The 26,051-nt window shown below is 52.4% G+C and carries 25 protein-coding genes; 10 read left to right on the top strand and 15 right to left on the bottom strand.

The window, feature by feature from the left end; genetic code table 11:
• Positions 1-50 precede the first annotated feature (50 nt).
• The gene (locus J1781_RS21190; protein WP_129953903.1) at positions 51-1,691 is read left to right on the top strand and encodes a malate:quinone oxidoreductase; all 1,641 of its coding nucleotides are present in this window, start codon (positions 51-53) and stop codon (positions 1,689-1,691) included.
• A gap of 47 nt (positions 1,692-1,738) precedes the next feature.
• On the opposite strand, the gene J1781_RS21185 is transcribed toward J1781_RS21190, so the two are convergent.
• Positions 1,739-2,017, bottom strand: coding sequence for a hypothetical protein (locus tag J1781_RS21185; RefSeq protein ID WP_217234150.1), 279 nt, complete (start codon positions 2,015-2,017; stop codon positions 1,739-1,741).
• Between the two features lie 45 nt (positions 2,018-2,062).
• Here J1781_RS21185 and mqo point away from each other — a divergent pair, with 45 nt between their 5' ends.
• On the top strand, positions 2,063-3,715 hold the full coding sequence (gene mqo / locus J1781_RS21180; RefSeq protein WP_217220198.1) for a malate dehydrogenase (quinone): 1,653 nt from the start codon (positions 2,063-2,065) through the stop codon (positions 3,713-3,715).
• A gap of 72 nt (positions 3,716-3,787) precedes the next feature.
• Here the strand turns inward: mqo and cytX are convergent, their stop codons facing one another.
• Both cytX and J1781_RS21170 read right to left on the bottom strand, forming a co-directional pair.
• A complete protein-coding gene (gene cytX / locus J1781_RS21175) occupies positions 3,788-5,041 on the bottom strand; it encodes a putative hydroxymethylpyrimidine transporter CytX (protein WP_217234149.1) in 1,254 nt (417 codons plus the stop codon).
• Between the two features lie 213 nt (positions 5,042-5,254).
• Positions 5,255-5,911, bottom strand: coding sequence for a Qnr family pentapeptide repeat protein (locus J1781_RS21170; RefSeq protein WP_129953898.1), 657 nt, complete (start codon positions 5,909-5,911; stop codon positions 5,255-5,257).
• Positions 5,912-6,104: 193 nt separating this feature from the next.
• Between J1781_RS21170 and J1781_RS21165 the strand changes: the two genes are divergently transcribed.
• From J1781_RS21165 to J1781_RS21150, 4 genes are all read left to right on the top strand, one after another.
• Complete coding sequence (locus tag J1781_RS21165) at positions 6,105-7,037, top strand: hypothetical protein (RefSeq protein WP_217234148.1); 933 nt, start codon at positions 6,105-6,107, stop codon at positions 7,035-7,037.
• A gap of 255 nt (positions 7,038-7,292) precedes the next feature.
• Positions 7,293-9,350 carry a peptidyl-dipeptidase Dcp gene (gene dcp, locus J1781_RS21160; protein WP_377425147.1) on the top strand — a complete coding sequence of 686 codons (2,058 nt, stop codon included), beginning with the start codon at positions 7,293-7,295 and terminating at the stop codon, positions 9,348-9,350.
• A 124-nt stretch (positions 9,351-9,474) separates the two neighbouring features.
• The gene (locus tag J1781_RS21155; protein WP_331252989.1) at positions 9,475-10,545 is read left to right on the top strand and encodes a bifunctional transcriptional activator/DNA repair enzyme AdaA; all 1,071 of its coding nucleotides are present in this window, start codon (positions 9,475-9,477) and stop codon (positions 10,543-10,545) included.
• Positions 10,546-10,559: 14 nt separating this feature from the next.
• Positions 10,560-11,075 carry an isocitrate lyase/phosphoenolpyruvate mutase family protein gene (locus J1781_RS21150; protein WP_217219492.1) on the top strand — a complete coding sequence of 172 codons (516 nt, stop codon included), beginning with the start codon at positions 10,560-10,562 and terminating at the stop codon, positions 11,073-11,075.
• Here the strand turns inward: J1781_RS21150 and J1781_RS21145 are convergent.
• Together J1781_RS21145 and J1781_RS21140 are read right to left on the bottom strand one after the other, a co-directional pair.
• Positions 11,047-12,261 (bottom strand): MFS transporter, encoded by a 1,215-nt coding sequence (locus J1781_RS21145; RefSeq protein WP_217234147.1) that lies wholly within the window; start codon positions 12,259-12,261, stop codon positions 11,047-11,049. The two genes, J1781_RS21150 and J1781_RS21145, sit on opposite strands and share 29 nt — an antisense overlap.
• Positions 12,262-12,393: 132 nt before the next feature.
• Positions 12,394-13,086 (bottom strand): TetR/AcrR family transcriptional regulator, encoded by a 693-nt coding sequence (locus J1781_RS21140; protein WP_129953888.1) that lies wholly within the window; start codon positions 13,084-13,086, stop codon positions 12,394-12,396.
• Between the two features lie 84 nt (positions 13,087-13,170).
• Here J1781_RS21140 and J1781_RS21135 point away from each other — a divergent pair, with 84 nt between their 5' ends.
• Both J1781_RS21135 and J1781_RS21130 read left to right on the top strand, forming a co-directional pair.
• Positions 13,171-14,670 carry an MDR family MFS transporter gene (locus J1781_RS21135; protein ID WP_217219494.1) on the top strand — a complete coding sequence of 500 codons (1,500 nt, stop codon included), beginning with the start codon at positions 13,171-13,173 and terminating at the stop codon, positions 14,668-14,670.
• Positions 14,671-14,773: 103 nt separating this feature from the next.
• Positions 14,774-16,621: an ABC transporter ATP-binding protein gene (locus J1781_RS21130; RefSeq protein ID WP_129953885.1), complete on the top strand. Its 1,848-nt coding sequence runs from the start codon at positions 14,774-14,776 to the stop codon at positions 16,619-16,621.
• An 8-nt stretch (positions 16,622-16,629) separates the two neighbouring features.
• On the opposite strand, the gene J1781_RS21125 is transcribed toward J1781_RS21130, so the two are convergent.
• Both J1781_RS21125 and J1781_RS21120 read right to left on the bottom strand, forming a co-directional pair.
• Positions 16,630-17,757: a GNAT family N-acetyltransferase gene (locus tag J1781_RS21125; RefSeq protein WP_129991494.1), complete on the bottom strand. Its 1,128-nt coding sequence runs from the start codon at positions 17,755-17,757 to the stop codon at positions 16,630-16,632.
• Positions 17,758-17,909: 152 nt separating this feature from the next.
• The gene (locus J1781_RS21120) at positions 17,910-18,545 is read right to left on the bottom strand and encodes a carbonic anhydrase (protein WP_129953883.1); all 636 of its coding nucleotides are present in this window, start codon (positions 18,543-18,545) and stop codon (positions 17,910-17,912) included.
• 219 nt (positions 18,546-18,764) lie between these two features.
• Here J1781_RS21120 and msrA point away from each other — a divergent pair, with 219 nt between their 5' ends.
• Positions 18,765-19,307, top strand: a complete 543-nt coding sequence (msrA, locus tag J1781_RS21115; protein WP_129953882.1) for a peptide-methionine (S)-S-oxide reductase MsrA — start codon at positions 18,765-18,767, stop codon at positions 19,305-19,307.
• A 73-nt stretch (positions 19,308-19,380) separates the two neighbouring features.
• Here the strand turns inward: msrA and J1781_RS21110 are convergent, their stop codons facing one another.
• The 7 genes from J1781_RS21110 to J1781_RS21080 form a co-directional block, all read right to left on the bottom strand.
• A complete protein-coding gene (locus tag J1781_RS21110) occupies positions 19,381-19,563 on the bottom strand; it encodes a 4-oxalocrotonate tautomerase (protein WP_129953881.1) in 183 nt (60 codons plus the stop codon).
• 119 nt (positions 19,564-19,682) lie between these two features.
• Positions 19,683-20,000 (bottom strand): hypothetical protein, encoded by a 318-nt coding sequence (locus tag J1781_RS21105; RefSeq protein WP_205951598.1) that lies wholly within the window; start codon positions 19,998-20,000, stop codon positions 19,683-19,685.
• A 20-nt stretch (positions 20,001-20,020) separates the two neighbouring features.
• A complete protein-coding gene (locus J1781_RS21100) occupies positions 20,021-21,286 on the bottom strand; it encodes a PTS sugar transporter subunit IIC (RefSeq protein WP_129953880.1) in 1,266 nt (421 codons plus the stop codon).
• A gap of 77 nt (positions 21,287-21,363) precedes the next feature.
• Positions 21,364-21,666 carry a PTS sugar transporter subunit IIB gene (locus J1781_RS21095; RefSeq protein WP_047606432.1) on the bottom strand — a complete coding sequence of 101 codons (303 nt, stop codon included), beginning with the start codon at positions 21,664-21,666 and terminating at the stop codon, positions 21,364-21,366.
• A gap of 65 nt (positions 21,667-21,731) precedes the next feature.
• Positions 21,732-22,175 carry a PTS sugar transporter subunit IIA gene (locus J1781_RS21090; RefSeq protein ID WP_217234146.1) on the bottom strand — a complete coding sequence of 148 codons (444 nt, stop codon included), beginning with the start codon at positions 22,173-22,175 and terminating at the stop codon, positions 21,732-21,734.
• 207 nt (positions 22,176-22,382) lie between these two features.
• On the bottom strand, positions 22,383-22,979 hold the full coding sequence (locus J1781_RS21085; RefSeq protein ID WP_217234145.1) for a P-loop nucleotide/nucleoside kinase family protein: 597 nt from the start codon (positions 22,977-22,979) through the stop codon (positions 22,383-22,385).
• Positions 22,972-23,907 carry a tagatose-bisphosphate aldolase gene (locus J1781_RS21080; RefSeq protein ID WP_129991491.1) on the bottom strand — a complete coding sequence of 312 codons (936 nt, stop codon included), beginning with the start codon at positions 23,905-23,907 and terminating at the stop codon, positions 22,972-22,974. The genes J1781_RS21085 and J1781_RS21080 overlap by 8 nt, the downstream gene beginning before the upstream one ends.
• Positions 23,908-24,140: 233 nt before the next feature.
• On the opposite strand from J1781_RS21080, the gene J1781_RS21075 reads away from it, so the two are divergent.
• Complete coding sequence (locus J1781_RS21075; protein WP_217234144.1) at positions 24,141-25,073, top strand: sugar-binding transcriptional regulator; 933 nt, start codon at positions 24,141-24,143, stop codon at positions 25,071-25,073.
• Positions 25,074-25,167: 94 nt separating this feature from the next.
• Here J1781_RS21075 and J1781_RS21070 read toward each other — a convergent pair whose 3' ends face one another.
• Positions 25,168-25,998, bottom strand: coding sequence for an alpha/beta fold hydrolase (locus J1781_RS21070; protein WP_129991490.1), 831 nt, complete (start codon positions 25,996-25,998; stop codon positions 25,168-25,170).
• Positions 25,999-26,051 lie beyond the last annotated feature (53 nt).

Below are 26,051 nucleotides of genomic sequence, written 5' to 3'. Positions count from 1 at the left end.
ATAGCTTTCACCTGCAAAATTAAAACTAAACATTCAGAGAAACAGACGTCATGAGAAAGATACTCGCCATGATCCTCTGCCTTAACGTGGTTGCTTTCAGCCAGTCAGCGTTCGCAGAAGATGAAAAGCCCGTTGATGTGTTACTGATCGGCGGCGGCATTATGAGCGCGACGCTGGGGACATACCTTCAGGAATTAGAACCAGACTGGTCAGTCGACATGGTGGAGCGCCTGGACGGCGTGGCGCTGGAAAGCTCGAATGGCTGGAACAATGCCGGTACCGGTCACTCTGCACTGGCAGAAATGAACTACACGCCGGAAAAAGCTGACGGCAGCATCGATATCTCCAAAGCGGTTGAAATTAACGAATCCTTCCAGATTTCCCGTCAGTTCTGGACCTATCAGGTTGAGAACGGCGTGTTACACAACCCGCGTTCTTTCATCAACAGCACGCCGCACATGAGTTTTGTCTGGGGCGACGACAACATCAACTTCCTGCGTAAACGTTTTGCCGCGCTGCAACAAAGCACGCTGTTCCGTGGCATGGAATATTCAGAAGACCCGGCGCAAATCAAGCAGTGGATCCCGCTGGTAATGGAAGGACGTGACCCGGCACAGAAAGTGGCGGCGACCCGTATCCCGATCGGCACTGACGTGAACTTCGGTGAAATCACCCGTCAGCTGGTGGCCTCATTACAGAAGAAACCTAACTTCTCCCTGAGCCTCGGCCATGAAGTCCGCGACATTAAACGTAACCCGGATAACACCTGGAACGTAACCGTTGCCGATCTGAAAAACGGTGATAAAGAAAGTGTCATCAAAGCGAAGTTTGTCTTTATCGGTGCAGGCGGCGCATCCCTGACACTGCTGCAAAAATCCGGTATTCCTGAAGCGGATAACTACGGCGGTTTCCCGGTAGGCGGCGAGTTCCTGGTGACCGAAAACCCGGACGTGGTGAAACGCCACCTGGCAAAAGTGTACGGTAAAGCGTCAGTCGGCTCCCCGCCGATGTCCGTTCCGCATCTTGATACCCGTATTCTGGACGGCAAACAGGTTCTGTTGTTCGGGCCTTTCGCCACCTTCTCCAGCAAGTTCCTGAAAAACGGTTCCCTGTGGGATCTGTTCGGCAGCGTGAACTTCTCCAATATCATGCCGATGACCCATGTGGGCATCGACAACTTTGATCTGGTGAAATATCTGGTCAGTCAGGTGATGCTCTCCGACGATGACCGTTTCGATGCATTGCGTGAATATTTCCCGGATGCGAAGAAAGAAGACTGGCGTCTGTGGGAAGCCGGTCAGCGCGTGCAGATCATCAAAAAAGATGAGAAAGAAGGCGGCGTTCTGCGTCTTGGCACCGAAGTGGTCAGCTCGAAAGACGGCAGCATTACCGCGCTGCTGGGCGCTTCGCCGGGCGCATCTACTGCAGCACCGATCATGTTGCACCTGATGGAAAAAGTGTTTAAAGACAAAGTTGCCACCCCGGAATGGCAGGCTAAGCTGAAGCAAATCATCCCGTCTTATGGCACCGAACTGAACGGCAACGTGGCGGCGACCGAGAAAGAACTGGGCGACACCAGCCGCGTTCTGATGCTCGACAATCCGCAACCGAAAGCTGCAGAGCCGGCACCGGCTGCGGATGCTTCTGCACCGAAGAAAGAACAAAAAGTGGTGGCTGACGTCGCGCTTTAAGCCGTATCGTCACTCCACCCTTCAAAGGCGCGGGCAACCGCGCCTTTTTAACATTTCGCTTTCACCACAAAACCCGATTTAGCACGAATAGCGCGTTCTTTGACCGTCTGAAAGCCCCCCGGAATGACCTTGCCAATCCCCTTCAAATCCAGCTGTGATGCGGCCTGAAGCGCTATCCGACATCCCGTTTGCCTGTTTTTTTGAAACGTTAAATCCTTTTTTAATTTTTGTAGTGATAATGTTATATTCTTAGTCATGATTTGAAAAAATGAAGTTTCAGTAACGATCCCGCGTGTTTTTTTGCTAATTTCTTGTTCGATAGTCACAACAACGATTCATAACAAAACTGAACATTTAGAGAAACAGACGTCATGAGAAAGATACTTGGTATGCTTCTCAACCGTGACTCACTGGGTGCCAGCGAGCCTGCGGCCGCAGAAGACGAAAAATCCGTTGATGTATTGCTGGTCGGCGGCGGAATTATGAGTGCAACCCTGGGGACTTATCTCCAGGAACTCGAGCCGGACTGGTCAGTCCATATGATCGAACGCATGGATAGTGTGGCGCAGGAAAGCTCCAACGGCTGGAATAATGCGGGGACCGGCCACGCCGCGCTCGCAGAAATGAACTACACCCCGCTGATGCCGGACGGTACTGTCGATATCACCAAGGCCGTGGCGATCAACGAAGCCTTCCAGGTTTCCCGTCAGTTTATGGCGTATCAGGTTAAGAAAGGTGTGCTGAATAATCCGCGCTCGTTCATCAACAGCGTGCCGCATATGAGCTTTGTCTGGGGCGATGACAACATCGATTTTCTGCGCAAACGTTTTGCTGCGCTGCAGGAAAGCACGCTGTTCCGCGGGATGGAATATTCAGAAGACCCGGAACAAATCAGACAATGGATCCCGGCCGTGATGGAAGGCCGTGATCCGGCGCAAAAAGTGGCAGCAACCCGCACCACGGCAGGCACCGACGTAAACTTCGGTGAGGTGACCCGTCAGCTGGTCGAGGCGTTGCAGAAACAATCCAACTTCACGCTGGCAAACTGTCAGGAAGTGCGTGATATCCAGCGCAATCCGGACAAAACCTGGCGCGTCACCATTACCGATCTCAAACACAGCCACAAACACCATGTGGTGAATGCGAAATTCGTGTTCATCGGCGCGGGCGGGGCGTCTCTGACGCTGCTGCAAAAATCCGGTATTCCGGAAGCGCGTGAATACGGCGGCTTCCCGGTCGGCGGGGAATTCCTGGTGACAGAGAATCAGGATGTGGTGAAACGTCATCTGGCGAAGGTGTACGGCAAAGCGGCCGTGGGCGCACCGCCGATGTCTGTTCCGCATCTCGATACCCGTATTATCGATGGCAAACAGGTTCTGCTGTTCGGGCCATTCGCTACCTTTTCCAGTAAATTCCTGAAAAATGGTTCCCTTTGGGACCTGTTTGGCAGCGTCAACAGCTCGAACCTGTTACCGATGACGCATGTCGGCATGGGTAACTTTGATCTGGTGAAATATCTGGTCGGGCAGGTGATGCTCAGCGATGAAGACCGTCATGCCGCGCTGAAAGAATTTTTCCCCGAAGCCGAACAGAAAGACTGGAAACGCTGGGTCGCCGGACAACGTGTGCAGGTCATCAAAAAAGATGGCAGGCACGGCGGCGTGTTGCGTCTGGGCACCGAAGTGGTGAGCGCGAAAGATGGCAGTATCGCCGCGTTGCTGGGCGCATCACCGGGCGCGTCAACCGCCGCACCGATCATGATGAAATTGCTGGAAACCGTCTTTAAGGAGCGCGCAGCCAGTGCAGAATGGCAGGCCAAATTCCGGGAAATTATCCCGTCTTATGGCACCAAACTGAACGGCAATGTGGAAGCGACCGAAAAAGAACTGCTGGAAACCAGCCGTATTCTGCAACTGGAAACGCCGTCGATGAGCACGACACCGGTGGCCGAGGTGGTTCAGTTGCGTCCGCTCGATGTTCAGGCAAAACAAGAGCCAAAACAGCCTGCGGATATTGCTTTGTAAGTTCTGCGCTGTAAGTTCTGATTTCTGAAAATACAAACCGCTCAGGTGAGCGGTTTTTTTTCTGGTGTTAACTCAGGCTTTACGTCCTAATCCCCAGCACACCAGCCCCGCCACCAGCAGTGAAGGTATAGTCGCGCCGATATCCGGCAGCAGGTTTGCCATCAGATGATAAACCGCAATGCCAATAAACCAGGCCGCGACAGAACGGATATTCAGATTCTCGTGGCTCTGCCTGCGCAGAACAAAATGATGCGTCAGCACCACGCCGAACAGCGGCGCAAATACCGAGCCAATCAGCAGCAGGAAATTCTCGTATTGCGTCAGCGGCACTGACCAGGCGATCAGCGTACACAGCAGGCCGATACCCAGCGTCAGTTTACCGACGCTGACGGGTACTGAAGTACCGGCAGAAACCGCTGCCGAGTGAATATCCGCAAAGGCGTTCTCGTGTTCATCCACCAGAATCAGCAGCAGCGGAATACCCAGCGCAACGCCTGAGAGTGCCAGCAGCAGCGCATTGGCATCTGCCGATGTGCTGACAAACGCCAGCGTATACGCGACGCCAAGAGCCATCATCCACACGCTGCCGAGGAAATACCCGCAGGCAGTGCCCCAGAAATTTTGCCGCGCAGATTTGCCGAAGCGGGTGTAATCCGACACCAGCGGCAGCCACGAAAACGCCATCGATACCACGATATCGCAGGCCAGCGCGAAGGGCATCGAACCGTCTCCGGCTTTATGCCATAGCGATGATAAATCCGCATGCAGGAACAGATAACCGGTCAGCCACGCACAACTGGCCAACAGCAGCCAGATCCCCCAGCGGCGCAGCACCAGACGGATAAACGCCAGCGGCCCGCTGGCCGCCAGCAGCGTGGCAACGGCGCCGAAGATAAACGTCCACAGCGTCGGATTCGTCCAAAAACTGCCGTCGCCCCATGCCCGTTTCGCCAGCAGGCTGGCGGCATCGCGCATCACCACAATTTCGAATGCGCCCCAGCCGATCAGCTGGATCAGATTAAACAGCACCGGCAGCGCCACACCGCGCTTGCCCAGACTTAGCTTCAGCGATGCCATTGATGACATACCTGTCTGCCCGCCGATCACCCCGGCCAGCGCCAGCAGGGCAACGCCGACGGCGGACCCCAGCACAACAGCTGCCAGCGAGCCCGCCAGCCCGAGGCCCGGCGCCAGAATAGCGCCGGCCTGTAACACCATCAGACCCATACCGAGCGAGAACCACAGTGAGAATAAATCAGGCCAGCCCAGCACCCGTGATTTCTCAGGGACAGCCGCCTGAGGAGAATAAATGCCATTATTTTTCATGAGGTTAATTTAGTGGCTAAAGCGAATGTCTGTTATAGCATATTACGGTGAAATTCTGATGAAGGGCGGGGGAGAGGCGCATCAGTTTCAACGATCAGCCGATTTTAAAACGAGCGGATTGAACGGGAACAACCGGATCAACTCGAAAAGCGTTTACAGAAGAAAAAAGATTAACGGGCGTAACGCGGTCTACAATATTTATTTCGAATACTCTCACTTTGAAAAGACCACAATCATCCCCAATTTCTCCAGCAGATGACTCTGCTGCCAGTCATCGATTTTAACCCCATCCAGATCGACCTTACGGATGTTCAGCTCGCCCAGATCGGAGTTCGTCAGGTCGCAATGGGTGATGTTGACATTGTTCCAGTCGAATTCGGTGAATTCGCCACCGGAAAGGTCGGAGCCACTGAAGTTTGCGCCCTGCACATTTGCGCCCGTCCAGCGGTTTTCCCACAGTTCGCATTTCTCCAGGATGACTTTGCTGAAGTTGGCGTAGCTGAAGTTATTTTTGGTCATGAACGCGCTGCAAAACCAGGTACGTGAAGTGATCATATTCATAAAACTCGCGCCGCTGAAATCTGCGCCGGTAGCTTTGCATTCGCGGATTTCACAGCCTAAAGCCTGAACGTTTTTGAAATCAGCCATCGTCAGATCACAGCGTTTGAAGCTGGCATCCTGCAATTTGGCATGCTGGAAAGAGCAGCCTTTTTGCTCTTCATCATCGTAAAACAGACAATCGACAAACGCTGTTTCCGACAGATCGGTGCTGTCAAAACGGCAGCGATAAAAACGGCAGTTCTCCAGCGTTTCGCCGGTAAATTGCTTCATGCTAAAACGCTGGTCAGTAAATAGTTGATTGGTGAACATTATCAATCCCTATAGTTCTTATTTCGTTTATGAATAATTTATCAGAAATACTCAGTTCCGTATAATAATTTTTCCGGCTGTGCTCAGGTTTACTATAGAATTTTCGGCGTGGTTAATGATTATGTAAGTGGTTAATTATATCTTTTTATTTTAAAGTGTTTATTATTTTCTGTTTAACATGGAGTGTTAATATATGCTTACGCCGGATAATAAAATTCTCACTCAGAATGCCGCAGGCAAAAAGCTCTTACATAATATACGCAACCGATGGTCTTCTCAGACGAGTGAGAGCATGATGCGCAATGGCATTTTATGGAAGTCAGGTAACAAAACACTCGATGGCTATTCCTTGCATAATTACCACGAATTACGTATTGCTCTGGGGAAACTGACCGTTCAGGAGCAGATTTTTTTCAATGTACTTACACAGTCCTCTTTCTATGCCGTCCACTGTACAAATTCCCCCCATGTGGTTAATAAGGCGGGTGATCTGATTTTATATTCCAGGAAGGAACTAACGGGCAAGGGGATCAGGTTTAATACCCGCAACACTCAGCCTATCGATATTTCCATGTTGGGAAATGATGGCTATGTGTTTTTTTCTTTAGAAGTTGGATTACCCTTACTGAAATCTTCAAGTCGCTTTGGCAGTATTTTTTATAAAATAGCCTATTCTCATCCTGTTTTTCGGAATTCGTCGCTGGTTTTAACTGACCAGGTGGCTCTGGTGAAGCCGAGGTGTCATATTCCGGCTCTGAGCAGGGAAGCGGTCAGATTATTAGAAGCCCGTGAGTTTAACCGCCTTTCGATAATTTTTAACGGGAAAATGTTCTCTGTTTTGGGGCTGGCTTATTCTATTATTCTCACTAACAGAACTTTGCCGCCAGCTGACCAGGAAATTATCCTTTCTGCCAGAAGTGATGCCCAGCTTTCTAACGTCGTTAACAGTTTTTACCGGCCGGAAATTCGCGTTCCGAAAATGGTGGGTATCCAATCTGAGCAATACACGATAAACAATGAGTATTACAAGCCACAAGTCAGGAGCTTAAGTTCAAGCGGGATTGATGAAGACTCTGATCTCGATTATTTAAGTTCCGGATCCGACGACTCAGGGGCTGAAGACTGATCGTCTGCTGCCGGCTGAGGCGGGGGGAATAAAGTACATTCTTATTGGGCAACATAAGGTTATCTGTAAATTTCTCCCCCTTAATTTTGCCCAATCCCCTGCCTGTTACTATGCTCAAAGACTTAAAGGAACTCAGGTAAAGGAAAATCCCCTATGCGTCTTTCTCCTCTTTTTCTGGCTATTACTCTGGCATACGGCCAATACGCGTCCGCTGAACAATCCCCATCTGCACCGGCATCAACGCAGGAGCACGTCATGAAAAACACCATCAGTGCCGATAATCCGTTTCTGAAGCCCAGCCCGCTGGAATATCAGGCGCCACAATTTAATCTCTATAAAGACAGCGATTACGAACCGGCGATCCTCGAAGGTATCCGGCAGAAACTCGCTGAAGTCGATAAAATCGCCAGTGATACTGCCCCACCAACCTTTGAAAATACCTACGTAGCGCTGGAAAAATCCGGCGTTATGCTCGGGCGCGTGCTGAATGTTTTTGGTGCGATGACCGGTGCGAACACCAACGACACGCTGCAAAAAATTGATGAAGAGACTTCGCCAAAACTGGCGGCAATGGATGACAGCATCCATCTTAACAGCAAGCTTTTTGCCCGGTTGAAAGCTGTCTATGACCAGCGCAGCAGTCTGAAAATTTCTCCTGAATCACAGCGCCTGATTGAGGTGACCTTTAAGGATTTCGAACTGGCAGGCGCTAATCTTTCTGATGCGGATAAAGATAAACTTAAGGCGCTGAACCAGCAGGCCGCGACACTCAGCACGCAGTTCACCAACAAATTGCTGGCCGCGACCAAAGCAGGCGGGCTGACGGTCAAAGACAAAGCGCAGCTGGCCGGGCTGAGCGATGCCGAATTATCGGCTGCCGCGCAGGCCGCCAAAGACCGCAAGCTGGATAACGCCTGGCTTCTGGTGCTGCAAAATACCACCCAGCAGCCGTTATTGCAGTCGCTGGATAATCGTGAAACGCGTAAAGCGTTGTATGAAGCCTCCGTCAATCGTGCTGAAAAAGGCGATGCGAATGACACCCGTGAACTGATTGCGAAGCTGGCAAAAGTGCGTGCGGAGCAGGCCCGGGTGCTGGGCTTCCCGAGCTATGCGGCGTGGAAGCTGGAAGACCAGATGGCGAAAACGCCTCAGGCTGCACTGGATTTTATGCATAAGATTGTGCCGGCAGCGACCGCCCGTGCGCAGCGTGAGGCCGCCGATATCCAGGCTGAAATCGATAAACAGAACGGCGGCTTCAAAATGGCTGCCTGGGACTGGCAGCATTACGCACAGCAGGTTCGTAAGGAAAAATATGATCTGGACGACGCGCAGATCAAACCGTATTTCGAGCTGAATAATGTACTGGAAAACGGTGTGTTTTATGCCGCTAACCTGCTGTATGGCATTAGCTTTAAAGAACGCAAAGACCTGCCAGTATATAACCCTGACGTGCGGGTTTTTGAGGTATTCGATAAGGATGGCAAATCGATGGCGTTGTTCTACGCCGATTACTATCAGCGCGATAATAAAGGTGGCGGCGCGTGGATGAGTAATTACGTCGATCAGTCGAAACTGCTGGGTAACAAGCCCGTGATATATAACGTGGCGAATTTCCAGAAACCGGCTGCGGGACAACCGGCATTGCTGTCATGGGATGACGTGATCACGATGTTCCACGAGTTTGGCCACACGCTGCATGGCCTGTTTGCCGATCAGGAATATCCGGGCCTTTCCGGCACGGCGACGCCGCGTGATTTTGTCGAATTCCCGTCGCAGTTTAACGAGCACTGGGCGAGTGATCCGAAAGTATTTACTCACTTCGCCAAACATTATCAGACCGGTCAGGTGATGCCGCAGGCCTTGCAGGACAAAATCGAGAAAGCCAGCAAGTTCAACAAAGGTTATGACATGACCGAGCTTCTGGCGGCCGCGCTGCTGGATATGCACTGGCACAGCCTGAGCGCGGACGCACCGCAGCAGGATGTTGATAAGTTTGAAGCGGATTCGCTGGCGAAAGACAAGGTGAATCTGGCGTATGTGCCACCGCGCTACCGTTCCAGCTATTTCCAGCATATCTGGGGTAACGGTTATGCGGCGGGATATTACGCCTATCTGTGGACCGAAATGCTGGCCGATGATGCCTTTGCGGGTATCACCGAACAGGGGGGACTGACGCGGGAGAATGGTCAGAAATTCCGTGATCAGATCCTCTCACGCGGCAACAGCGAAGACCTGGAAAAACTCTACGAAACCTGGCGTGGCAAAGCGCCGTCGATTGAACCGATGCTGAAAAATCGCGGGCTGGAGGAGTAAACATGGCCATGCCCGGTATCAGGCCGGGCATGGTTTATCTTGTCATAAATATTTAAATCAACGCCCGAAAAACGTCGCTTCCTCTGCTGAAATTCCCCTATGCTTTTCCTCACGTATCCCGCCTGTGAGTGAAATCATGCTTTTCGATTTGCCTGACGATAATGTGCTTTATGCTGCGCTGATTGCCCGTGATCCGGCCTATGACGGCTTTGCTTTTGTCGGCGTTAAAAGCACCGGTATTTTCTGCCGTCTGACTTGTCCGGCACGAAAGCCTAAACGTGAGAACTCGGTATTTTACCCGTCGATGGTCAGCGCGATGGAAGCAGGATTTCGTCCCTGTAAACGCTGCAGGCCGCTCATGCAGGGCGGAGAAAAAGACCCGCTGGTGCTGAAATTGCTTGCTGCACTCGAGAAAGAACCGGAAAGAAAGTGGAGTGAAGGGGATGTTCAGGCAATGAACGTTGATCCTTCCACTGTCCGCCGGGCCTTTAAACGACAGTTTGGCATCACTTTTCTGGAAATGGCGCGCTTGCGCAGGATCGGCAAAGGTGTCGATGCGCTGGCCGGCGGTGAGCCGGTCATTGACGCCCAGCTGGATGCCAGTTTTGAATCCGGGAGCGGATTCCGTGCGGCGATAAGCCGGCAAATCGGGCTGAATCCCAGCCAGGCCAGAAAGCATCAGTTTCTGAAAGCTGACTGGCTGGATACGCCGATCGACTCCATGCTGGCGATTGCCAGCGGGGATGCGCTGTATCTGCTGGAGTTTATTGATCGTCCGGCATTGCCCAATGAAATCGAGCGGCTGAAACAGCTGACGTCATCTGAAATCATTTTTGGCCGTAATCCGCTAATTGATCAGGTTGAAGACGAACTGAAGGCGTATTTCGCAGGCGAAAAATACACATTCGTCACGCCGCTGGCGGAGTTCGGTTCGTTGTTTACCCGCAAAGTCTGGGATGCGCTCAAAGCCATTCCGGCAGGTGAGTTACGCAGTTATTCCGCGCTGGCTGCCGATATCGGGCAGGCAACGGCTTGCCGCGCAGTCGCCCGGGCTAACGGCGCTAACCAAATTTCAATTCTGATCCCTTGTCATCGCGTGATGGGTGCCGACGGTTCGCTGACCGGTTATGGCGGCGGACTATGGCGAAAGCGGTGGCTGATTGAACACGAAAGAAGAATGGCGCTGAGCCGCTAAATGAGGAGCAGAGTATGAGTCAGCAACGTCAGGCATTGGCATTTTCACAGCTTCACCGCAAAAACAATCCGGTCATTTTATACAACATCTGGGATGCGGGAAGTGCGCTGGCTGTGGAACAGGCGGGGGCAAAAGCCATCGCGACCGGAAGCTGGTCGTGTGCGGCAGCGCAGGGCTATCAGGATGGCGAAGCCATGCCTTTCGCCCGTTTGTTGCAGACGGTGCAACGTATTGCCTGCGTTGTCAGTTTGCCGCTGACGGTGGATTTCGAAACGGGTTATGGTGCTGACCGTCGCGATAATCTGAGCGCACTTTTGCAGGCCGGTGTGGTGGGCATTGGTTTGAGCGACCTGACACTGATTGCCGAACTCTGTGAGGTATCAGCGCTGCCGGTGAATATTATGACCAGCAACCTGACCCCGCCGCTGGCTGATCTCACGGCGGCGGGTGTCAGCCGGATAAGCTATGGCCCGCACCCTTATATCGGGCTGATGGAGAACCTCAAACAGCAGGCGCGCGCATTGTATTAGCCGCCAGCCTGTGCCCCATCCAGAAGAATATCAGCCCGCCAGCGGAGGCGGCGATCAGCGCGATAAACATCACCGGCGGGGCGGCGTAACTGAGCAGCAAACCGCACATGACCGGATTTATCGCGCCACCCAGATTGCTCAGGTTCTGCATGCCGTAATAGCTGCCTTTCATGTTTTCCGGCGCGATAAAGTCGATAAACATGTATTCCACCGGGATAACAATCAGTTCGCCAAAACTGAAAATCGCCATTGCGACCACCCAGAACAACACCGATTGTCCGGCAGTCATAAAGCCGGTCAGACCGATGATGAAGAACAGAGTACCGAGAAGCAGCCATTTCAGCAGACTGTTTTGTTTCATCCTGCTGCTTAATACGTACTGGAAGACGATAACAATCACGGCGTTGGTGATCATCACCGCGCCGATAATTTTATAGGCGAAGGCCGCACTGGTCACCAGAATCAGATACTGCGAGAGGTAACCGGCGAATTGCCCGAACACCACCGAACCCAGTGTGCTGCCCAGTGTGAAGTAAATCAGGCGACGGTCATGAGCCAGAATGCTCAGTGTCTGGCGAAGGTTGGGTTTCGGCAGGGGTTGCTGTTCCTGTTCTGCTTGTGGCGGTTTATGGGGAATATTACGTAGCCCCCACGTCAGGGACAACACAGTACCCAGTGCCAGCATGCCGGAAATCACAAACGGCAGCATCGGGCTGAAACCCGCCAGCCAGACACCCAGCGATGAGCCCACAGCCCAGCCGACGTTCACCAGCGTATAGTTCATTGAGAAGGCCTTCACCCGCTTTTCCACCGGTAGCCAGCTGGCGATACAGGCTTTGAGCGTAATGCTGAGCAGGGCGTAAGAGGCATTCAGCAATGCCAGAACCAGCAGTACGCCGGTCACATCCGGCAGAAACGGCAACAGCAAAAAACTCAGCCCGAACAGGCTGACTGAGGCGGTAATCAGCGTCCGGTGATTGAACTTATCCACCAGATAGCCACCGTAAAGACTGCTGAGAATACCGATCGCCAGACTGGCACCGAGAATAATTCCGACGCTTTTGGGCAGCAGATGATAGTGCTCGGTCAGATAAATAGTAATAAACGGCAGCGTGACACCACGCCCGATAGTGAGTACTAACGAACTGGCGAGCAAAGCAAGAATTAACGGTGGCATTCCCTTCATGTTGAACGGTATTCCCTGATTAACAGCAACATTTTATTTACATCATAAAACAGTCTGCACAGTTTTTTTCATTACAAAAAAGAGGGAATTAAGAGAGTTGCGCGGCTTGACCCGCGCTTATCGTGATCCGGCTTACGGCTTCTGCGGTGCAACGCCGTGGAACAGCAAAAGGGTGACGTGTTTACGCAACATGTCGGGGGAAATGGGCGATACGCCTCCCTGTCTCATTTTCATTGAGGCCATTGGGAACAGCGTCAGGCCGAACAGGGAAATGAACAACAATGCCGGATTAAGATCCGGGTTTAGCCGTCCTTCTGCCTGCCAGCGGATAATGCACTCCTGTACGATTTTCCGGTTTTTATCGCCGTTACGTTCTTCCATGCGTTTTTTCAGCATACCGCTTTCGCTGATGACTTCGCGTACCCACAGCGGTGCTACCCACGGGTATTTTTCTGCCGCATCAATCATGCATTGCGCCATGTTGGTGATCGCCATCAGCGGGTCATCGGCATGCGTTTCGAAAATGTCCGTAAATCCGGCACGCACCGGCTGAAAACGTTCGTCGATCATCACGTCCAGCAACTGTTCACGGGTCTTGAAATAATAATGCAGCATGGCGGTAGTGACGCCAGCTTCTTTGGCGATCATGCTCAGCGGTGTTTCGGCGATGCCGTATTGGGCAAACAGTTTCAGGGCGGCGTCCAGCAGCAGTTCACGCTTGTCTGCGCCTTTTTTGCCACTGCGGGGACGACCCGGACGACGCGCGGCTGCCGTGGGATCTTTTTTTGCAGATCCTGGCGTTTCTGAGATTTTTCTGTCTGCCATAAGAAAGATGATCCATTGACCAGATGAGTTTGATGCTTCAATATTAATTATATCGTTAATTAATTACAAGTCAGGATCTCATTCATGACGACAATAAATTCGGCACCAGGCGAGGTAGTGCAACAGAAGCCTTCGATAAAGCTGCTGTTCTCTGCGCTGATGCTGGTGATGTTGCTGGCCGCACTTGACCAGACGATAGTCTCCACCGCGCTGCCGACCATCGTCAGTGAACTCGGCGGGATGGAACAGCTCTCGTGGGTGGTGACCGCGTATCTGCTGGCCTCCACGATTGTGGTGCCGCTGTACGGTAAGTTTGGTGATCTGCTCGGCCGCAAAGTTGTGCTGCAAACGGCGATTATCGTGTTTTTGCTCGGTTCCGTATTGTGCGGACTGGCGCAGAACATGACTCAGCTGATCCTGATGCGTGCTTTACAGGGGCTGGGCGGCGGCGGGCTGATGGTGGTCAGTATGGCTGCGGTCGGTGATGTGATTCCGCCTGCAGAGCGCGGTAAATATCAGGGGTTATTCGGCGGCGTATTTGGCCTTGCGACAGTTATCGGGCCGCTGATTGGCGGTTTTCTGGTTGAGCATATTTCATGGCGCTGGATTTTCTATATCAATCTGCCGCTGGGGATCTTCGCCCTGCTGGTGATTGGTGTGGCCCTGAAATCGCAGACCGCGCGTATCCGCCATGAAATTGATTTTCTCGGTGCGGGTTATCTCGCGGCGGCGCTGACCTGCATTATTTTGTTCACCAGCGAAGGGGGCACGGTGTATCAGTGGTCAGATCCGCAGCTGTGGTGCATTCTGGCGTTCGGTATTGTGACCCTCGGTGGCTTCATTTATGAAGAGACGCTGGCGGCAGAGCCGATTATTCCGTTGGGCCTGTTCCGTGACCGTACGTTCCTGCTGAGTTGTGCAATAAGCTTTATTATCGGTATGTCTCTGATGGGGTCGATGACCTTTCTGCCGCTGTATTTGCAGGTGGTGAAAGGCTCGTCGCCGTCACAAGCCGGGATGCAACTGTTGCCGCTGATGGCCGCGCTGCTGGTCAGCTCGGTTATCAGCGGACGTCTGATTAGCCGCATCGGGCGCTACCGCATCTTCCCGATTATCGGGACGTTGCTGAGTTTTGCTGGCATGGTGTTGCTGGGCTTTCTGAAAGTCAGCACACCGGTGCATATGTTGTATCTCTATATCGGTGTGCTCGGCCTCGGGCTGGGCATGGTGATGCAGGTGCTGGTGCTGGCGGTGCAAAATGCGGTGTCGATGAAGCAGATGGGGGTGGCAACATCCGGGGTGACGCTGTTCCGTTCTATCGGTGGTTCCATCGGCGTGGCAATGTTTGGTGCGATTTTTACCCATGTGCTGCGTGATCAGCTGGGGGCATTGATCCCCGAAGGCACGGTGCTTCCGCGCTCGCTGGGTGCGCAGGCGGTGCAGGAATTACCGGCCGCCATCCGTGCTGATTATTTGCAGGCCTTTGGCTCGGCGCTGCACTCGGTGTATCTGATTGCCGCGTGCGTGATGGTGCTGGCGTTTGTCCTGTCGCTGTTACAAAAAGATGCTGTGCTGAAGAAATAACCGGCCATACTCCCCGTGATTTGCACTAAGCTTTGCCCTTTACGGCGTTGAAATGGCATGGAAACCAGCAACGCCGACAGGGATATCATAAAGGGGATCCGCTATGCTGTTTCGCCGTTTCGAGCGAATGATCGACATCTTCCGTGAGGCACCGGCCGTTGAGCCGCCGGATCAGGTACTGCCTTTCTATGTTTATTATCTGCGCCAGGTCTGGCCGAGTTTCGCTATTTTACTGGTGGTGGGGCTGATCGGTGCGCTGATTGAAGTCTCGCTGTTCAGCTATCTCAGCCAGATTATCGACCTGACCAAGGACACCCCGCCGGGCAGTTTTTTCACCGACCATAGGGGCGAGCTTCTCTGGATGGCGGCGGTCGCGATGATCCTGCGGCCGGTATTTATCGGGCTGCATGATTTGCTGGTTCACCAGACCATCAGTCCGGGCATGACCAGCATGATCCGCTGGCAGAACCACAAGTATGTCCTCAAACAGAGCCTGAACTTTTTCCAGAGCGATTTCGCCGGACGCATTGCCCAGCGCATTATGCAGACCGGTAACTCGCTGCGCGATTCGGCGGTGCAGGCGGTGGACGCCATCTGGCATGTGGTCATTTATGCCGCCAGTGCGTTATTCCTGTTTGCCGAGGCGGACTGGCGGCTGATGATCCCGCTGATTATCTGGATTTTTGGCTACGGTATCTGTCTGCGTTATTTCGTGCCGCGCGTGAAACAACGCTCGGTGCAATCATCGGAAGCGCGTTCAAAGCTGATGGGTTGTATCGTCGACGGTTACACCAATATCACAACGCTGAAACTGTTCGCCCATACGGATCTTGAACAGAAATACGCGCGCGAAGCGATCACTGAACAGACCGAGAAAACCCAGCTGGCAGGGCGCCTGGTCACGGGGATGGATGTGTCGATCACCACGCTGAACGGGTTGCTGATTGTCAGCACCACCGGTCTGGCTCTGTGGTTGTGGACGCAGTCGCTGATAAGCGTCGGGGCTATCGCGCTGGCGACGGGTCTGGTTATTCGTATCGTGAATATGTCCGGTTGGATCATGTGGGTGGTGAACGGTATTTTTGAAAATATCGGCATGGTACAGGATGGGCTGCACACCATTGCGCGGCCGCTGACGGTAACGGATATTCCGCAGGCGAAAGCGCTGAAAGTGGATCAGGGTGCGATCCATTTCGATCATATTGAATTTAACTATGGAAAAGAGAATGACGGCAAAGGTGGCCGGGTGATCCCGAATCTGGATCTGGCGATTCGCCCCGGCGAGAAGATCGGTCTGATCGGACCGTCCGGCGCGGGGAAATCCACACTGGTCAATCTGCTGTTGCGTCTTTATGACATCGACGGTGGCCGTATTTTGATTGATCAGCAGAATATTGCGGAGGTCACTCAGGAAAGCCTGCGCGCCCAAATCGGTATGATCACGCAGGACACCTCACTGTTGCACCGTTCAATCCGCGATAATCTGCTTTATGGCAGACCGGGCGCGACGGAAGAAGAGTTGCAGCGGGCAATCCGTCAGGCGCGTGCCGATGAATTTATCCCGCAGCTTTATGATTCACTGGGCAGAACCGGGCTGGATGCGCATGTCGGCGAACGCGGCGTTAAACTTTCCGGCGGGCAGCGTCAGCGTATTGCGATTGCCCGTGTATTACTGAAAAACGCCCCGATCCTGATCATGGATGAAGCCACGTCGGCGCTGGATTCCGAAGTGGAAGCGGCAATCCAGGAAAGTCTGGAGACGCTGATGGGCGGCAAAACGGTGATTGCGATTGCACACCGCTTATCGACCATCGCCAAAATGGATCGTCTGGTGGTGCTGGAAAAAGGACAGATTGTCGAGACGGGTAATCACGCCGAGCTGCTGGCGCACGGTGGTCTTTATGCGCGCTTATGGCAACACCAGACCGGCGGTTTTGTCGGTATGGATTAAGGCCCCACTTAACAGACGTCGTGCCGGTAGGGCAGCACTTCACGGGCTTCATCGGCCCAGCGCTGCACGGCGGCACGTTCTTCCACCAGAAAATCCTCCACGGCATCGCGCAAACCCGGATGCCGTAAATAGTGCCAGGAGTCGGTGATCACCGGTTCAAAACCGCGCAGCAGCTTGTGTTCCCCTTGTGCCCCCGCGTCGAAACGCGCCAGTCCGCTGGCAATCGCATATTCCATTCCCTGATAAAAACAGGTCTCGAAATGGAGCCGGTCAAATTCCGCTACACATCCCCAGTAGCGGCCATAAAACGTATCGCCGCTGATTAAGCTGAAGGCCATCGCCACGTCGCGGCCGTTTTGCTGAGCAAACACCACGCGGATAGCCTGCGGCATTCTTTCCGCCAACAGGCTGAAAAAAGTGCGGGTCAGATACGGCGACTGGCCGCGAACTGCATAGGTATTGCTGTAACAGGCATAGACGAAATCCCATTGCGCTTCTGTGACCTGCGCACCTTCCCGCCAGACAAAATCGATTCCTTGTGACGCCACCTGTTCCCGCTCTTTGCGAAACTGTTTGCGCTTGCGCGACGTCAGCGCGTCGAGGTAATCCTGAAAATCCCGGTAGCCACGGTTTTGCCAGTGATACTGCAGGCCCTGACGGTGCTGCCAGACCGCCTGATCGCCCATCAGCCGGTTGGCGCGTTCGTCAGTAAAATTAATATGCGCACCGGTCAGGCCATTCTCTTCCAGATAATCAGGCAATGTCTGTAACAGATTGATCACCGCCGATTCCTCACCCAGCAACCTTGCGCCGGTCACCGGGCTGAAGGGTACGGCGCCCAGCCATTTCGGGTAATAAGCGATGCCTGAACGCTGGCAGGCATCTGCCCAGCCCTGATCAAACACATATTCGCCATAAGAATGGTGCTTGCGGTAGCCGGGAATGGCGGCGCAGATTTCGCCGTTTTCCTGCCAGAGAAGGTGCTGCGGACGCCAGCCGGAATGTGGCCCCAGGCTGCCGCTGTCTTCCAGCGCGGATAAAAATGCATGGCTCAGGAAAGGCTGCTGCGCAGGCACCAGCGCATCCCACTGTGCGGCAGGACAATCGGCCAGACGGTTTAACGTAATAACAGACATCAATTATTCTCGCTGTGGCGTAAAAGAGAAATCGGTTAACTGTCGTTCAGGCAGGGGGATATTACGGCAGAGGTGAAGACAACACTATAATAAGACTTAAGTCGATGATTTATCATCCGGAACATTATTTACAAATGTTCCGGATGTTTTAATTAACTGGCTCTGACTTCAGGGTTATCAGACAGCGAAATAAAAGCGCCGCTTTTCGCATCGAAAGCTTCGATAGAACCCGATTCAATATCATAAACCCAGCCGTGCAGGGTAATTTCCCCTTTCGCCAGCGCGACGGCAACGCAAGGGTGTGTGCGCAGGTTACTGAGCTGGGCAACGACGTTCTGGTGCACCATACCGTTGACGCGGGCCTCAGGGTTTTCGTGTTCGACGGATTCATTGATGGCTTTCGCGGCATCGGAATAACGCAGCCAGTGGGCGACTGCCGGCATGTGATCCAGACAGGTGCAGTTCGCAATGGCGCTCATTGCGCCGCAGTTGGAGTGCCCGCAGATCACGATATCTTTCACGCCCAGCGCCATGACGGCATATTCTACCGTGGCGGAAACGCCGCCCGGTTCCGGCCCGAATGGCGGCACAATATTACCGGCATTACGGATAACAAACAGTTCGCCCGGTTCACGCTGCGTGACCAATTCCGGCACTAGCCGGCTGTCAGAACAGGAGATAAACAAGGTTTTAGGATTTTGGTTTAACGCGAGTTTTTTGAATAAGTTAGAGCGTTGCGGAAACGCTTCTTTCTGGAATCTGAGGAAACCTTCAATGACGTCTTTCATAGGGGAATTCCATGTATTTCAATGCCAGTGAGTCTGCCACGAAAAAAAAGCCAGATCAATCAGACGAAATATCAACACTATTTACAGGGAAATAAGCGGGTGCAAAATAATATCATTTACCGGGGATAAAATTTCACATTCTGTTTTTTTAATGCCATACCTTTATCTCAATGCTATTCGTCCCCATATTTCTTCTACCCCCTCAGTGAAGGAGTCTGTATGACAATCGAATACGCTATTTTCGGTGGCGGCTGTTTCTGGTGTACGGAAGCGGTGTTCAAAGACGTCATCGGCGTGGAGTCGGTGGAAAGTGTGTACACCGGCGGGCGTCGTCCGAATCCGAATTATGAACAGGTTTGCACCGGCACGACCGGCCATGCGGAAGCCATCCGTGTAGGGTTTGACCCGGAAAAACTGACCTACGGCGATTTACTGGATATCCATTTTGCGACGCACGATCCGACCCAGCTTAACCGCCAGGGGAATGATGTCGGTACGCAATACCGTTCAGCGATTTTCCCGGCTAACGACCAGCAAAAAGCAGAGGCGGAAGCGGCAATACTGCGTGCGCAACATGATCACAGTGATCCGATTGTCACCAGCATTGAACCGCTCGGTGAAGTCTACGTGGCCGAGGGTTATCACCAGAATTACTGGGATGGCGCAGGACAGCAGAACCGTTACTGCATGGCGGTGATCCCGCCGAAACTGCAAAAATTGCGCAAGAGCTTTGCGCAGCGGACGAAATCTTTGCAAAAGTAATCACGTTTCTGGCCGTTTGATCGGCTCAGCCAGCACATTCTCTGTGCTGGCTGACGGCGTTTAATCTCGCCTATTATTCTTCCGGTAATACGCCCCCTTTTGCCCAATGTGATTTTGGTATTTCAGTGATTATCACATCCACACTTTCAGGCTTACAGTTAAGCGTTTCTACCGCCAGGCGGGTCACTTCACGGGCAAAATCGCGTTTTTGTTCAGCAGTGCGGCCCGGCAACATTTCCAAACGGATCATCGGCATAGTAAATCCTTCGTTATTAGGCCCTCACGACGGGGGCAAAATCTATTCTACGGAAGGATTGAGAAGAATAAAGACGTGAAAAACAAAAGCCGGAACCTCTGTTCTGGCTTTTGGCTCCCTCAGAATCCGTAGCGGATTGCATCCTTACTTTGCTGCATCAGCGCATCGATTTTCTCAGAATATTGCTCCAACCCTTTGCCGTCACCGGCTTCAGAGCACTGACGTCGCCGGGCATTGTAGGCTTTCATCAGCTGAGCCTGGGCAAACCCGGGTTTGCCATAACAGGCCATGCTTTGCTCCCAGCAGGCAATGGCCGCGTCCAGATCCTGCTGTTCCTGATACTGTTTTCCCAGTTCATTAAGTGCTTTCGCCGACGCCTGCGGCGGCATCTGTTGCGCTAAAATTTGTCCGATGCGTGTGTCCAAACTTTTATCCATAAGAAGGCTCTCCGGTTCGCTTAGTGGAAGAAGTTAAGAATGTGGCCGAATACCAGCCCGACGCTGATGACGTCTGAGTCACTGAACGTCACGTTCGAGAAGCCGAACTTACCCAGCAGCGGCAGCAGCAACGCAGGCAGCAGGGTGATAAACAGGCCGTGGAAGATGCCGCCGATAATTGCGCCGCGCCGCCCGCCGACAGCATTGCCGAAGATGCCCGCTGTGCCACCCGCGAAGAAGTTGGTCAGCATGCCCGGTAAAATCATCGCCAGCCCGAGGCTCGGAAACAGGAACATGCCGATGACGGAGCCAATGGTGGTGGAAATGAAGCCGATAATGACGGCGTTCGGTGCATATGGAAACAGCACCGGGCAATCGAGTGCCGGAATGGCGTTCGGGACAATGCGCAGGGCGATGCCGCGAAATGCCGGTACGATTTCCGCCAGCAACAGGCGGACACCCGACAGCAGAACATAAACGCCGACCACAAACTGAATGGATTGCAGGAACGAATAGACCAGATAGTTGACGTTATTGGCGTAAGGCGCGACGACTTCCGGCCCTGCGGCAATCGCCGGGATCAGGTAAATCGGGATCATCACCACCATCATCGACAGATAGGTGTCCTGCAGAAAAGAGAAAGATTGCGGCAGCTCGAAATCTTCGGTGCTTTTACTGACATCGCCGGTGATTTTCGCCACACCCGCCTGCACGATATAACCGATGGTGCAAAAATGGCCGAGTGCAATGTCATCGGAACCGGTGATTTTACGCACGATCGGCTGAGCCAGCACCGGCATCCCGACGGCCATAATGCCCGCAATAATGCCACCGGTCAGGATCAGTTCCGTACCGCGCAAACCGCCCATATACCCGATAACGGAACATACCGTGGCCATCCACAGGGAGGCCTGTCCGGTGAGAAAGATATATTTGAAACGGGTCAGGCGGGCAATCAGGATATTGACGATAAACGCCAGAACCATAATTAATGCGGTTTCACGCCCGAGGGTTTGCTGTGCGATACCGGCAATAGAACCGACGTCGGTAACAATCCCGCGCATATGAAACCCTTTCTGGAATATTTCACCCAGAAAGGTCAGGGCATTAACAATAATACTGGCACCGGAAAGCAGAACCAAAAAACCCAGAAGCGTTTTTAATGTGCCGGTAATAACTTGCCCGGTGCTTTTCTTTAATGCTATCAGACCAATCATGGCGATCAGTGATATTAATATTGATGCCTGGCCTAATACATCATTGACAATAAAGTGAAGGAAAGACATAAGCGTCCCCTGTAGAGTTCACGGTAATTGTTCTGTTGATTTAATTTATACGTATTGTGAATTAAGACGGCATGTTATTACGTGGCCAGATGCCCCATCTCCTGAAGAATAGGCGTCAGCTTGGTCTTTATTTCATTTTTATCCACCAGTCGTTTCAGATAAATAATATTGGCATTAATGGTGTAATGCTGAAATTGCGATCTGAAATTCTCGCCGGTCATAATAATGTCAGCTCTTGAAGACGTGGCGCTGGAAATATCACAATGTGATAAATCGGCTTCCACACCCAGATCCTTCAGTGCCGCTTCGATACTCATTTCACAGGCAAAACTGCTGCCCAGACCCGCACCGCATACCGCCAGGATTGATAGCTTTTTCATCATTTTTCCTTACGTTCTTTGTAGGTGTACATAAAGGGTTATGTTTATCTTTTTTCACTTCACGTCTAAAACTGCCGGATAATCTCTAATGCTTCCTGCTTGTTTTTACTGCGTTTTAATCGTTCCGCTGCCTCGTCATCGCAGAACAAATGGGAAAGGCTGGCAATCATTTCGATGTGCGAATGGCTGTCCACCGCGGCCAGCGCGAAGATAACATAAACCGGATCATTACCTTCACTGCCAAACTCAACGCCTTCTGAAACAATGACCAGAGACAGTGCCGTCCGGTTAACCCCTTCTTCCGGCCGGGCGTGCGGCATCGCAATACCTTCGCCCAAAACATAATAAGGTCCGATTTCGCGGTGCATATCATATATAGCCTGAAGATAACGACTTTCCGCTGCGCCCGAATCAATTAACGGTTGTACGGCAATTGCTACTGCACTTTTCCAGTCATCTGTTTTGCTAATGATTTGCGTGTTGTTTTCATTAATCCAGTCGCTTAACATAATACCTCTTCATATGAATAGGGTCTTTTCTCAGTATGATATTTAATTAAAATAAAAACTGTGATCTGTCCAATCCTATTAGCCATCAATGAACGATAATAATTTCAAACAACCTGAAAGAATGAATGATAGTAGAGGGTTAACAATATCCCGATATCAGAATTAACTTACTTTTTCAGTAAATAAATATTTCCTTTGTTCAGGTATTTATTGGAGTTGTGTGTGGAATACATTAATTATCCACGTATGAATATCAACAATGTTCACAGGCTTATTTTGTCCGATAACATTCTGGTCCACAGAATACACTGGCCCTGAGGTTATTGGTCGTGCATTTCCGGCGAGAATTTTTAATTCGGGAATATATTCTGCCCCGACATGTCCCGGTAAACGTTCGCCCAGTCGTGAGGAAAATCGTTCGGCCGCACGTTCAGCATCAATCTGGCACCAGATTTCCACAACCTGTGATGCGCCCGCCCGTTGCAGATAATCCTGCAATACCTCTTTGGGCTGAAAACCAAACCACGCATCGACAATAAAAGTGCTGCCCTGAGGCGCGCCGCCGATGATGTCCCAGATAACCTGATAACTTGCCAGCCCGAGCACGCGGTTAAAAGGACGGTCAACATTCTCTAATCGCTGAAGAAATGGGTTTTTAATGCCATCAAGCGACAGTTGCAGCCAGCCGCTGTATGCAGAAAGCTCAACGGCGAGCCGGCTTTTACCTGACGCCGGGATCCCGTTCACCAGGATGACGCGTTTGCCGGTAAAGCCATTTCGTGAGGCGCTTCTGTTTTCAGACATGTTCCACCTGTTGTGTCTGGTTGTGTGCCGGTGCATGGAAATGCTGCTCAATGACGGCCTGAAGTTCGTTCAGACGCGGTACAGCCAGCGATTCCAGACGGGATTTTGTCGCGTTGCGGTCCAGTGAGATGCAGTCTTTCCACAATGATCGGCCTGCGATAACGCCTGATGCGCCTTCGCTCATGGCATCCGCCACTTGTTTGAGGAAGGTGGAATGGTCAACGCCCGCAGAAAGCACGGCCCACGGCACGTCGCCCGCGAGTTTCGTGATGTCAGCACAGGCTTGTTTTGAGCCAGGATAGGGCAGTTTCAACACCTTAGCCCCGCATTCCAGACAAATCTTCGTGCCGCCATAAATCAGAGACGGGACTTTTTCTTTATATTCTTCCCCGGTTTCGTTGTCGAGTTTATAGGTCAGGAACTCCACCACCAGCAGCAGGTCTTCGCGGGCGAAATCTTCAATGCACTGGCGCAGAATATCAATGTTATGACGGTTTGCCGCTTCCTGATCGGAACGCAGATACACCATGATTTTACCGCCGGTCGCGCCGAGTTCACGTACACGACGCGCATCGACATTCTCCACCAGCCGTGACAGACGATAACCTTCCGGCGAATTATCCCAGCCTGATGCATCCAGGCCAATCAGCAGCGCGGTGTCGCGGGCAATGATGCCGTTGTCCACCAGTTGCGGCACGGCACAGACCGGATCGACCAGTACGCAGGAGGCTTTGCTGGCAAGATATTGCGTGATGTCGGCTTTAATCAGCCCGAGTTCGTGCTCTGAAATGGCAGATTGTTGTTGCGGATCGCTGGCGAGCAGGCTGCGCATGGCGCCGCGCTGGTCACAGGCGATCACCATCATTGCGCCATTTTTACCGCAAATCTGCTGATAGCTGCGTAATTCTGAGGTGGACATTTTTGACATGGAACTCTCCTTTGCGTGAAATTTATTACAGATGAAAAAATCTCGATTACACTGGACGTTCTGTGTTTACCCCCTGGATAAACGGGGTGGAAAATCGCGTAACATGCCGTATTACAAGGGTTGAAGCCCGATCCGGCACATTGCGTTTTTACAGGTGTTGCGCAATAATCCCTCAATCGACGATTTGAGTGTAATTCATTACTGAAAGGAATTTCAAGCTGAAAGAGCCAATTTTGCAAGATATTGCAGCAACGCGTGCCATGATGCATCTGGTAGCGAAGCTGCATTACGAGTCTGATATGTCTCAGGTGGAGATTGCACGCAAGCTGGATGTGTCGACGGCAACCATCTCCCGGTTGCTGAATAAAGCCCGCGCGGCGGGGATTGTACGCATCGAAGTGGTGGGATTATCGTCACCGGAAGACATGACGGCAGATCTGATAAAACGTCTCGGGCTCAAACAGGCGTATGTTGTGGATGCGCCGCCGGGCAATGTGCTCGGCGCACTGGCGACGCCGCTGGCTTCTCTTTTACAGAACGCCGGTTTAGGGGCGGGATCGGTGCTCGGTATTGGCTGGGGAAGGGCGGTGCGCGAAGTCACGCTGGCCGGTATGCCTCGTCTGCCGGGGATCATGACCGTGGCGCTCAACGGCGGTATGCAACAATCTGCGCCGCATTTTCAGATAACCGAGTTCGTGCGCCGCGCGGCGGAACAGATGGAAGGCACGCCGTATTTCCTGCATGCCCCTTATCTTTCTTCTGCGGAATTGCGTGATGCGTTTCTCTCGGACCCGAGTGTGCAGGAAATCATTTCACTGTGGGACAGGCTCGATGCGGCGATTGTCGGTGTGGGCCTGACGCATACGCCGAAGCCGAGCGAATCCACCACCGCGACACCCGGCGAGCAGGCGCTGAGCGATGCCGCAGGCGATGTGCTGCGCCATTACTTCACGGGAACGGGCGAGTTATTGCACTGGGAAGGCGAGGAGCGAATGATTGCGGCCTCGGTTGAACAGTTGCGCAAAACGCCGCTGACTATCGGCGTGGCGGCAACGCCGGAAAAAGCGGCAGGGATTATCGGTGCCGTGCGTTCAGGCATGATTAATTCATTAGTGACGGACGTGAATACCGCACAGGCGATTCTGGATAGACTGCCGGTAGTCTGACGGCTGCTTTGTTAAAAGAAGTGCTTAAAACAGGCTCAAAAGAAAAAGGCATTCCTTTGCGGGAATGCCTTTTCGTTTCTGCGGATGACGTTGTTTACCGCTGAGCAGTACCGGTCAGGAATGCCAGTAAATCGTCGTTCAGCTGATCCTGATGCGTCACAGCAAAACCATGCGGTGCGCCTTCATAGATTTTGAGCTCTGCGTTTTTAATCATTTCTGCTGCCAGTTTGCCTGTGGCTTCGAACGGTACTATCTGATCCGCGCTGCCGTGAATAACCAGTGTCGGTACGGTAATTTTCGCCATGTCCGGACGGAAATCCGTTTCAGAGAAGGCCGTAACACAATCAACAGTTCCTTTCAGCGACGCCATCAGTGCAATGTTGAGCGTCTGCGTCATCACGCCATCAGAAACGGTCATCCCCTGATTGGTGCCGTAGAACGGTGTCGCAAAATCGCTGATGAACTGTGCACGGTCTTTCAGTAAACCGGCTTTGATACCATCAAATACGGATTTATCCACACCCTGCGGATGATCATCCGTTTTAATAAACAGCGGTGTGACCGCACCCAGCAGGACCAGGCGGGTGACGCGTTCTGAACCGTAACGGCTGATGTAACGGGTGACGTCGCCGCCGCCCATGGAGAAGCCGACCAGCGTCACGTCCTGCAAATCGAGATGTTCAATCAGATCATTGATATCAGAGGCGAAAGTGTCGTAGTTGTAACCTTCCCATGGTTGTTCTGAACGGCCAAAACCACGGCGATCAAAAGCGATAACCCGGTAGCCGCGATCGGCCAGGAAATTCATCTGGCTGTCCCACATATCAGCATCCAGCGGCCAGCCGTGACTGAATAATACCGGCTTACCTTTACCCCAGTCTTTAAAATAAATTTGAGTGCCGTCTTGTGTATTGAATGTGCTCATTTATAGATTTCCTCAGCGATTATTTTGCAGGTTTTATACGGGTCGTGTGTTGT

It is taken from the genome of Rahnella perminowiae, from assembly GCF_019049695.1.
GTDB classification, from domain to species: Bacteria; Pseudomonadota; Gammaproteobacteria; order Enterobacterales; family Enterobacteriaceae; genus Rahnella; species Rahnella perminowiae.
Note: the sequence above shows the minus strand (reverse complement) of the source record. Positions and strands in the feature narration are given on the sequence as shown.

Coding starts and splice junctions, on each gene's coding strand:
- J1781_RS21070 (WP_129991490.1), bottom strand. CDS start 25,998: ATGAGCACATTCAATACACAAGACGGCACTCAAATTTATTTTAAAGAC.
- cytX (WP_217234149.1), bottom strand. CDS start 5,041: ATGAAAAATAATGGCATTTATTCTCCTCAGGCGGCTGTCCCTGAGAAA.
- msrA (WP_129953882.1), top strand. CDS start 18,765: ATGACAATCGAATACGCTATTTTCGGTGGCGGCTGTTTCTGGTGTACG.
- J1781_RS21190 (WP_129953903.1), top strand. CDS start 51: ATGAGAAAGATACTCGCCATGATCCTCTGCCTTAACGTGGTTGCTTTC.
- J1781_RS21085 (WP_217234145.1), bottom strand. CDS start 22,979: ATGTCTGAAAACAGAAGCGCCTCACGAAATGGCTTTACCGGCAAACGC.
- J1781_RS21100 (WP_129953880.1), bottom strand. CDS start 21,286: ATGTCTTTCCTTCACTTTATTGTCAATGATGTATTAGGCCAGGCATCA.
- J1781_RS21110 (WP_129953881.1), bottom strand. CDS start 19,563: ATGCCGATGATCCGTTTGGAAATGTTGCCGGGCCGCACTGCTGAACAA.
- J1781_RS21080 (WP_129991491.1), bottom strand. CDS start 23,907: ATGTCAAAAATGTCCACCTCAGAATTACGCAGCTATCAGCAGATTTGC.
- J1781_RS21130 (WP_129953885.1), top strand. CDS start 14,774: ATGCTGTTTCGCCGTTTCGAGCGAATGATCGACATCTTCCGTGAGGCA.
- dcp (WP_377425147.1), top strand. CDS start 7,293: ATGAAAAACACCATCAGTGCCGATAATCCGTTTCTGAAGCCCAGCCCG.
- J1781_RS21105 (WP_205951598.1), bottom strand. CDS start 20,000: ATGGATAAAAGTTTGGACACACGCATCGGACAAATTTTAGCGCAACAG.
- J1781_RS21135 (WP_217219494.1), top strand. CDS start 13,171: ATGACGACAATAAATTCGGCACCAGGCGAGGTAGTGCAACAGAAGCCT.
- J1781_RS21140 (WP_129953888.1), bottom strand. CDS start 13,086: ATGGCAGACAGAAAAATCTCAGAAACGCCAGGATCTGCAAAAAAAGAT.
- J1781_RS21145 (WP_217234147.1), bottom strand. CDS start 12,261: ATGAAGGGAATGCCACCGTTAATTCTTGCTTTGCTCGCCAGTTCGTTA.
- J1781_RS21090 (WP_217234146.1), bottom strand. CDS start 22,175: ATGTTAAGCGACTGGATTAATGAAAACAACACGCAAATCATTAGCAAA.
- J1781_RS21170 (WP_129953898.1), bottom strand. CDS start 5,911: ATGTTCACCAATCAACTATTTACTGACCAGCGTTTTAGCATGAAGCAA.
- J1781_RS21165 (WP_217234148.1), top strand. CDS start 6,105: ATGCTTACGCCGGATAATAAAATTCTCACTCAGAATGCCGCAGGCAAA.
- J1781_RS21095 (WP_047606432.1), bottom strand. CDS start 21,666: ATGAAAAAGCTATCAATCCTGGCGGTATGCGGTGCGGGTCTGGGCAGC.
- J1781_RS21120 (WP_129953883.1), bottom strand. CDS start 18,545: ATGAAAGACGTCATTGAAGGTTTCCTCAGATTCCAGAAAGAAGCGTTT.
- mqo (WP_217220198.1), top strand. CDS start 2,063: ATGAGAAAGATACTTGGTATGCTTCTCAACCGTGACTCACTGGGTGCC.
- J1781_RS21125 (WP_129991494.1), bottom strand. CDS start 17,757: ATGTCTGTTATTACGTTAAACCGTCTGGCCGATTGTCCTGCCGCACAG.
- J1781_RS21150 (WP_217219492.1), top strand. CDS start 10,560: ATGAGTCAGCAACGTCAGGCATTGGCATTTTCACAGCTTCACCGCAAA.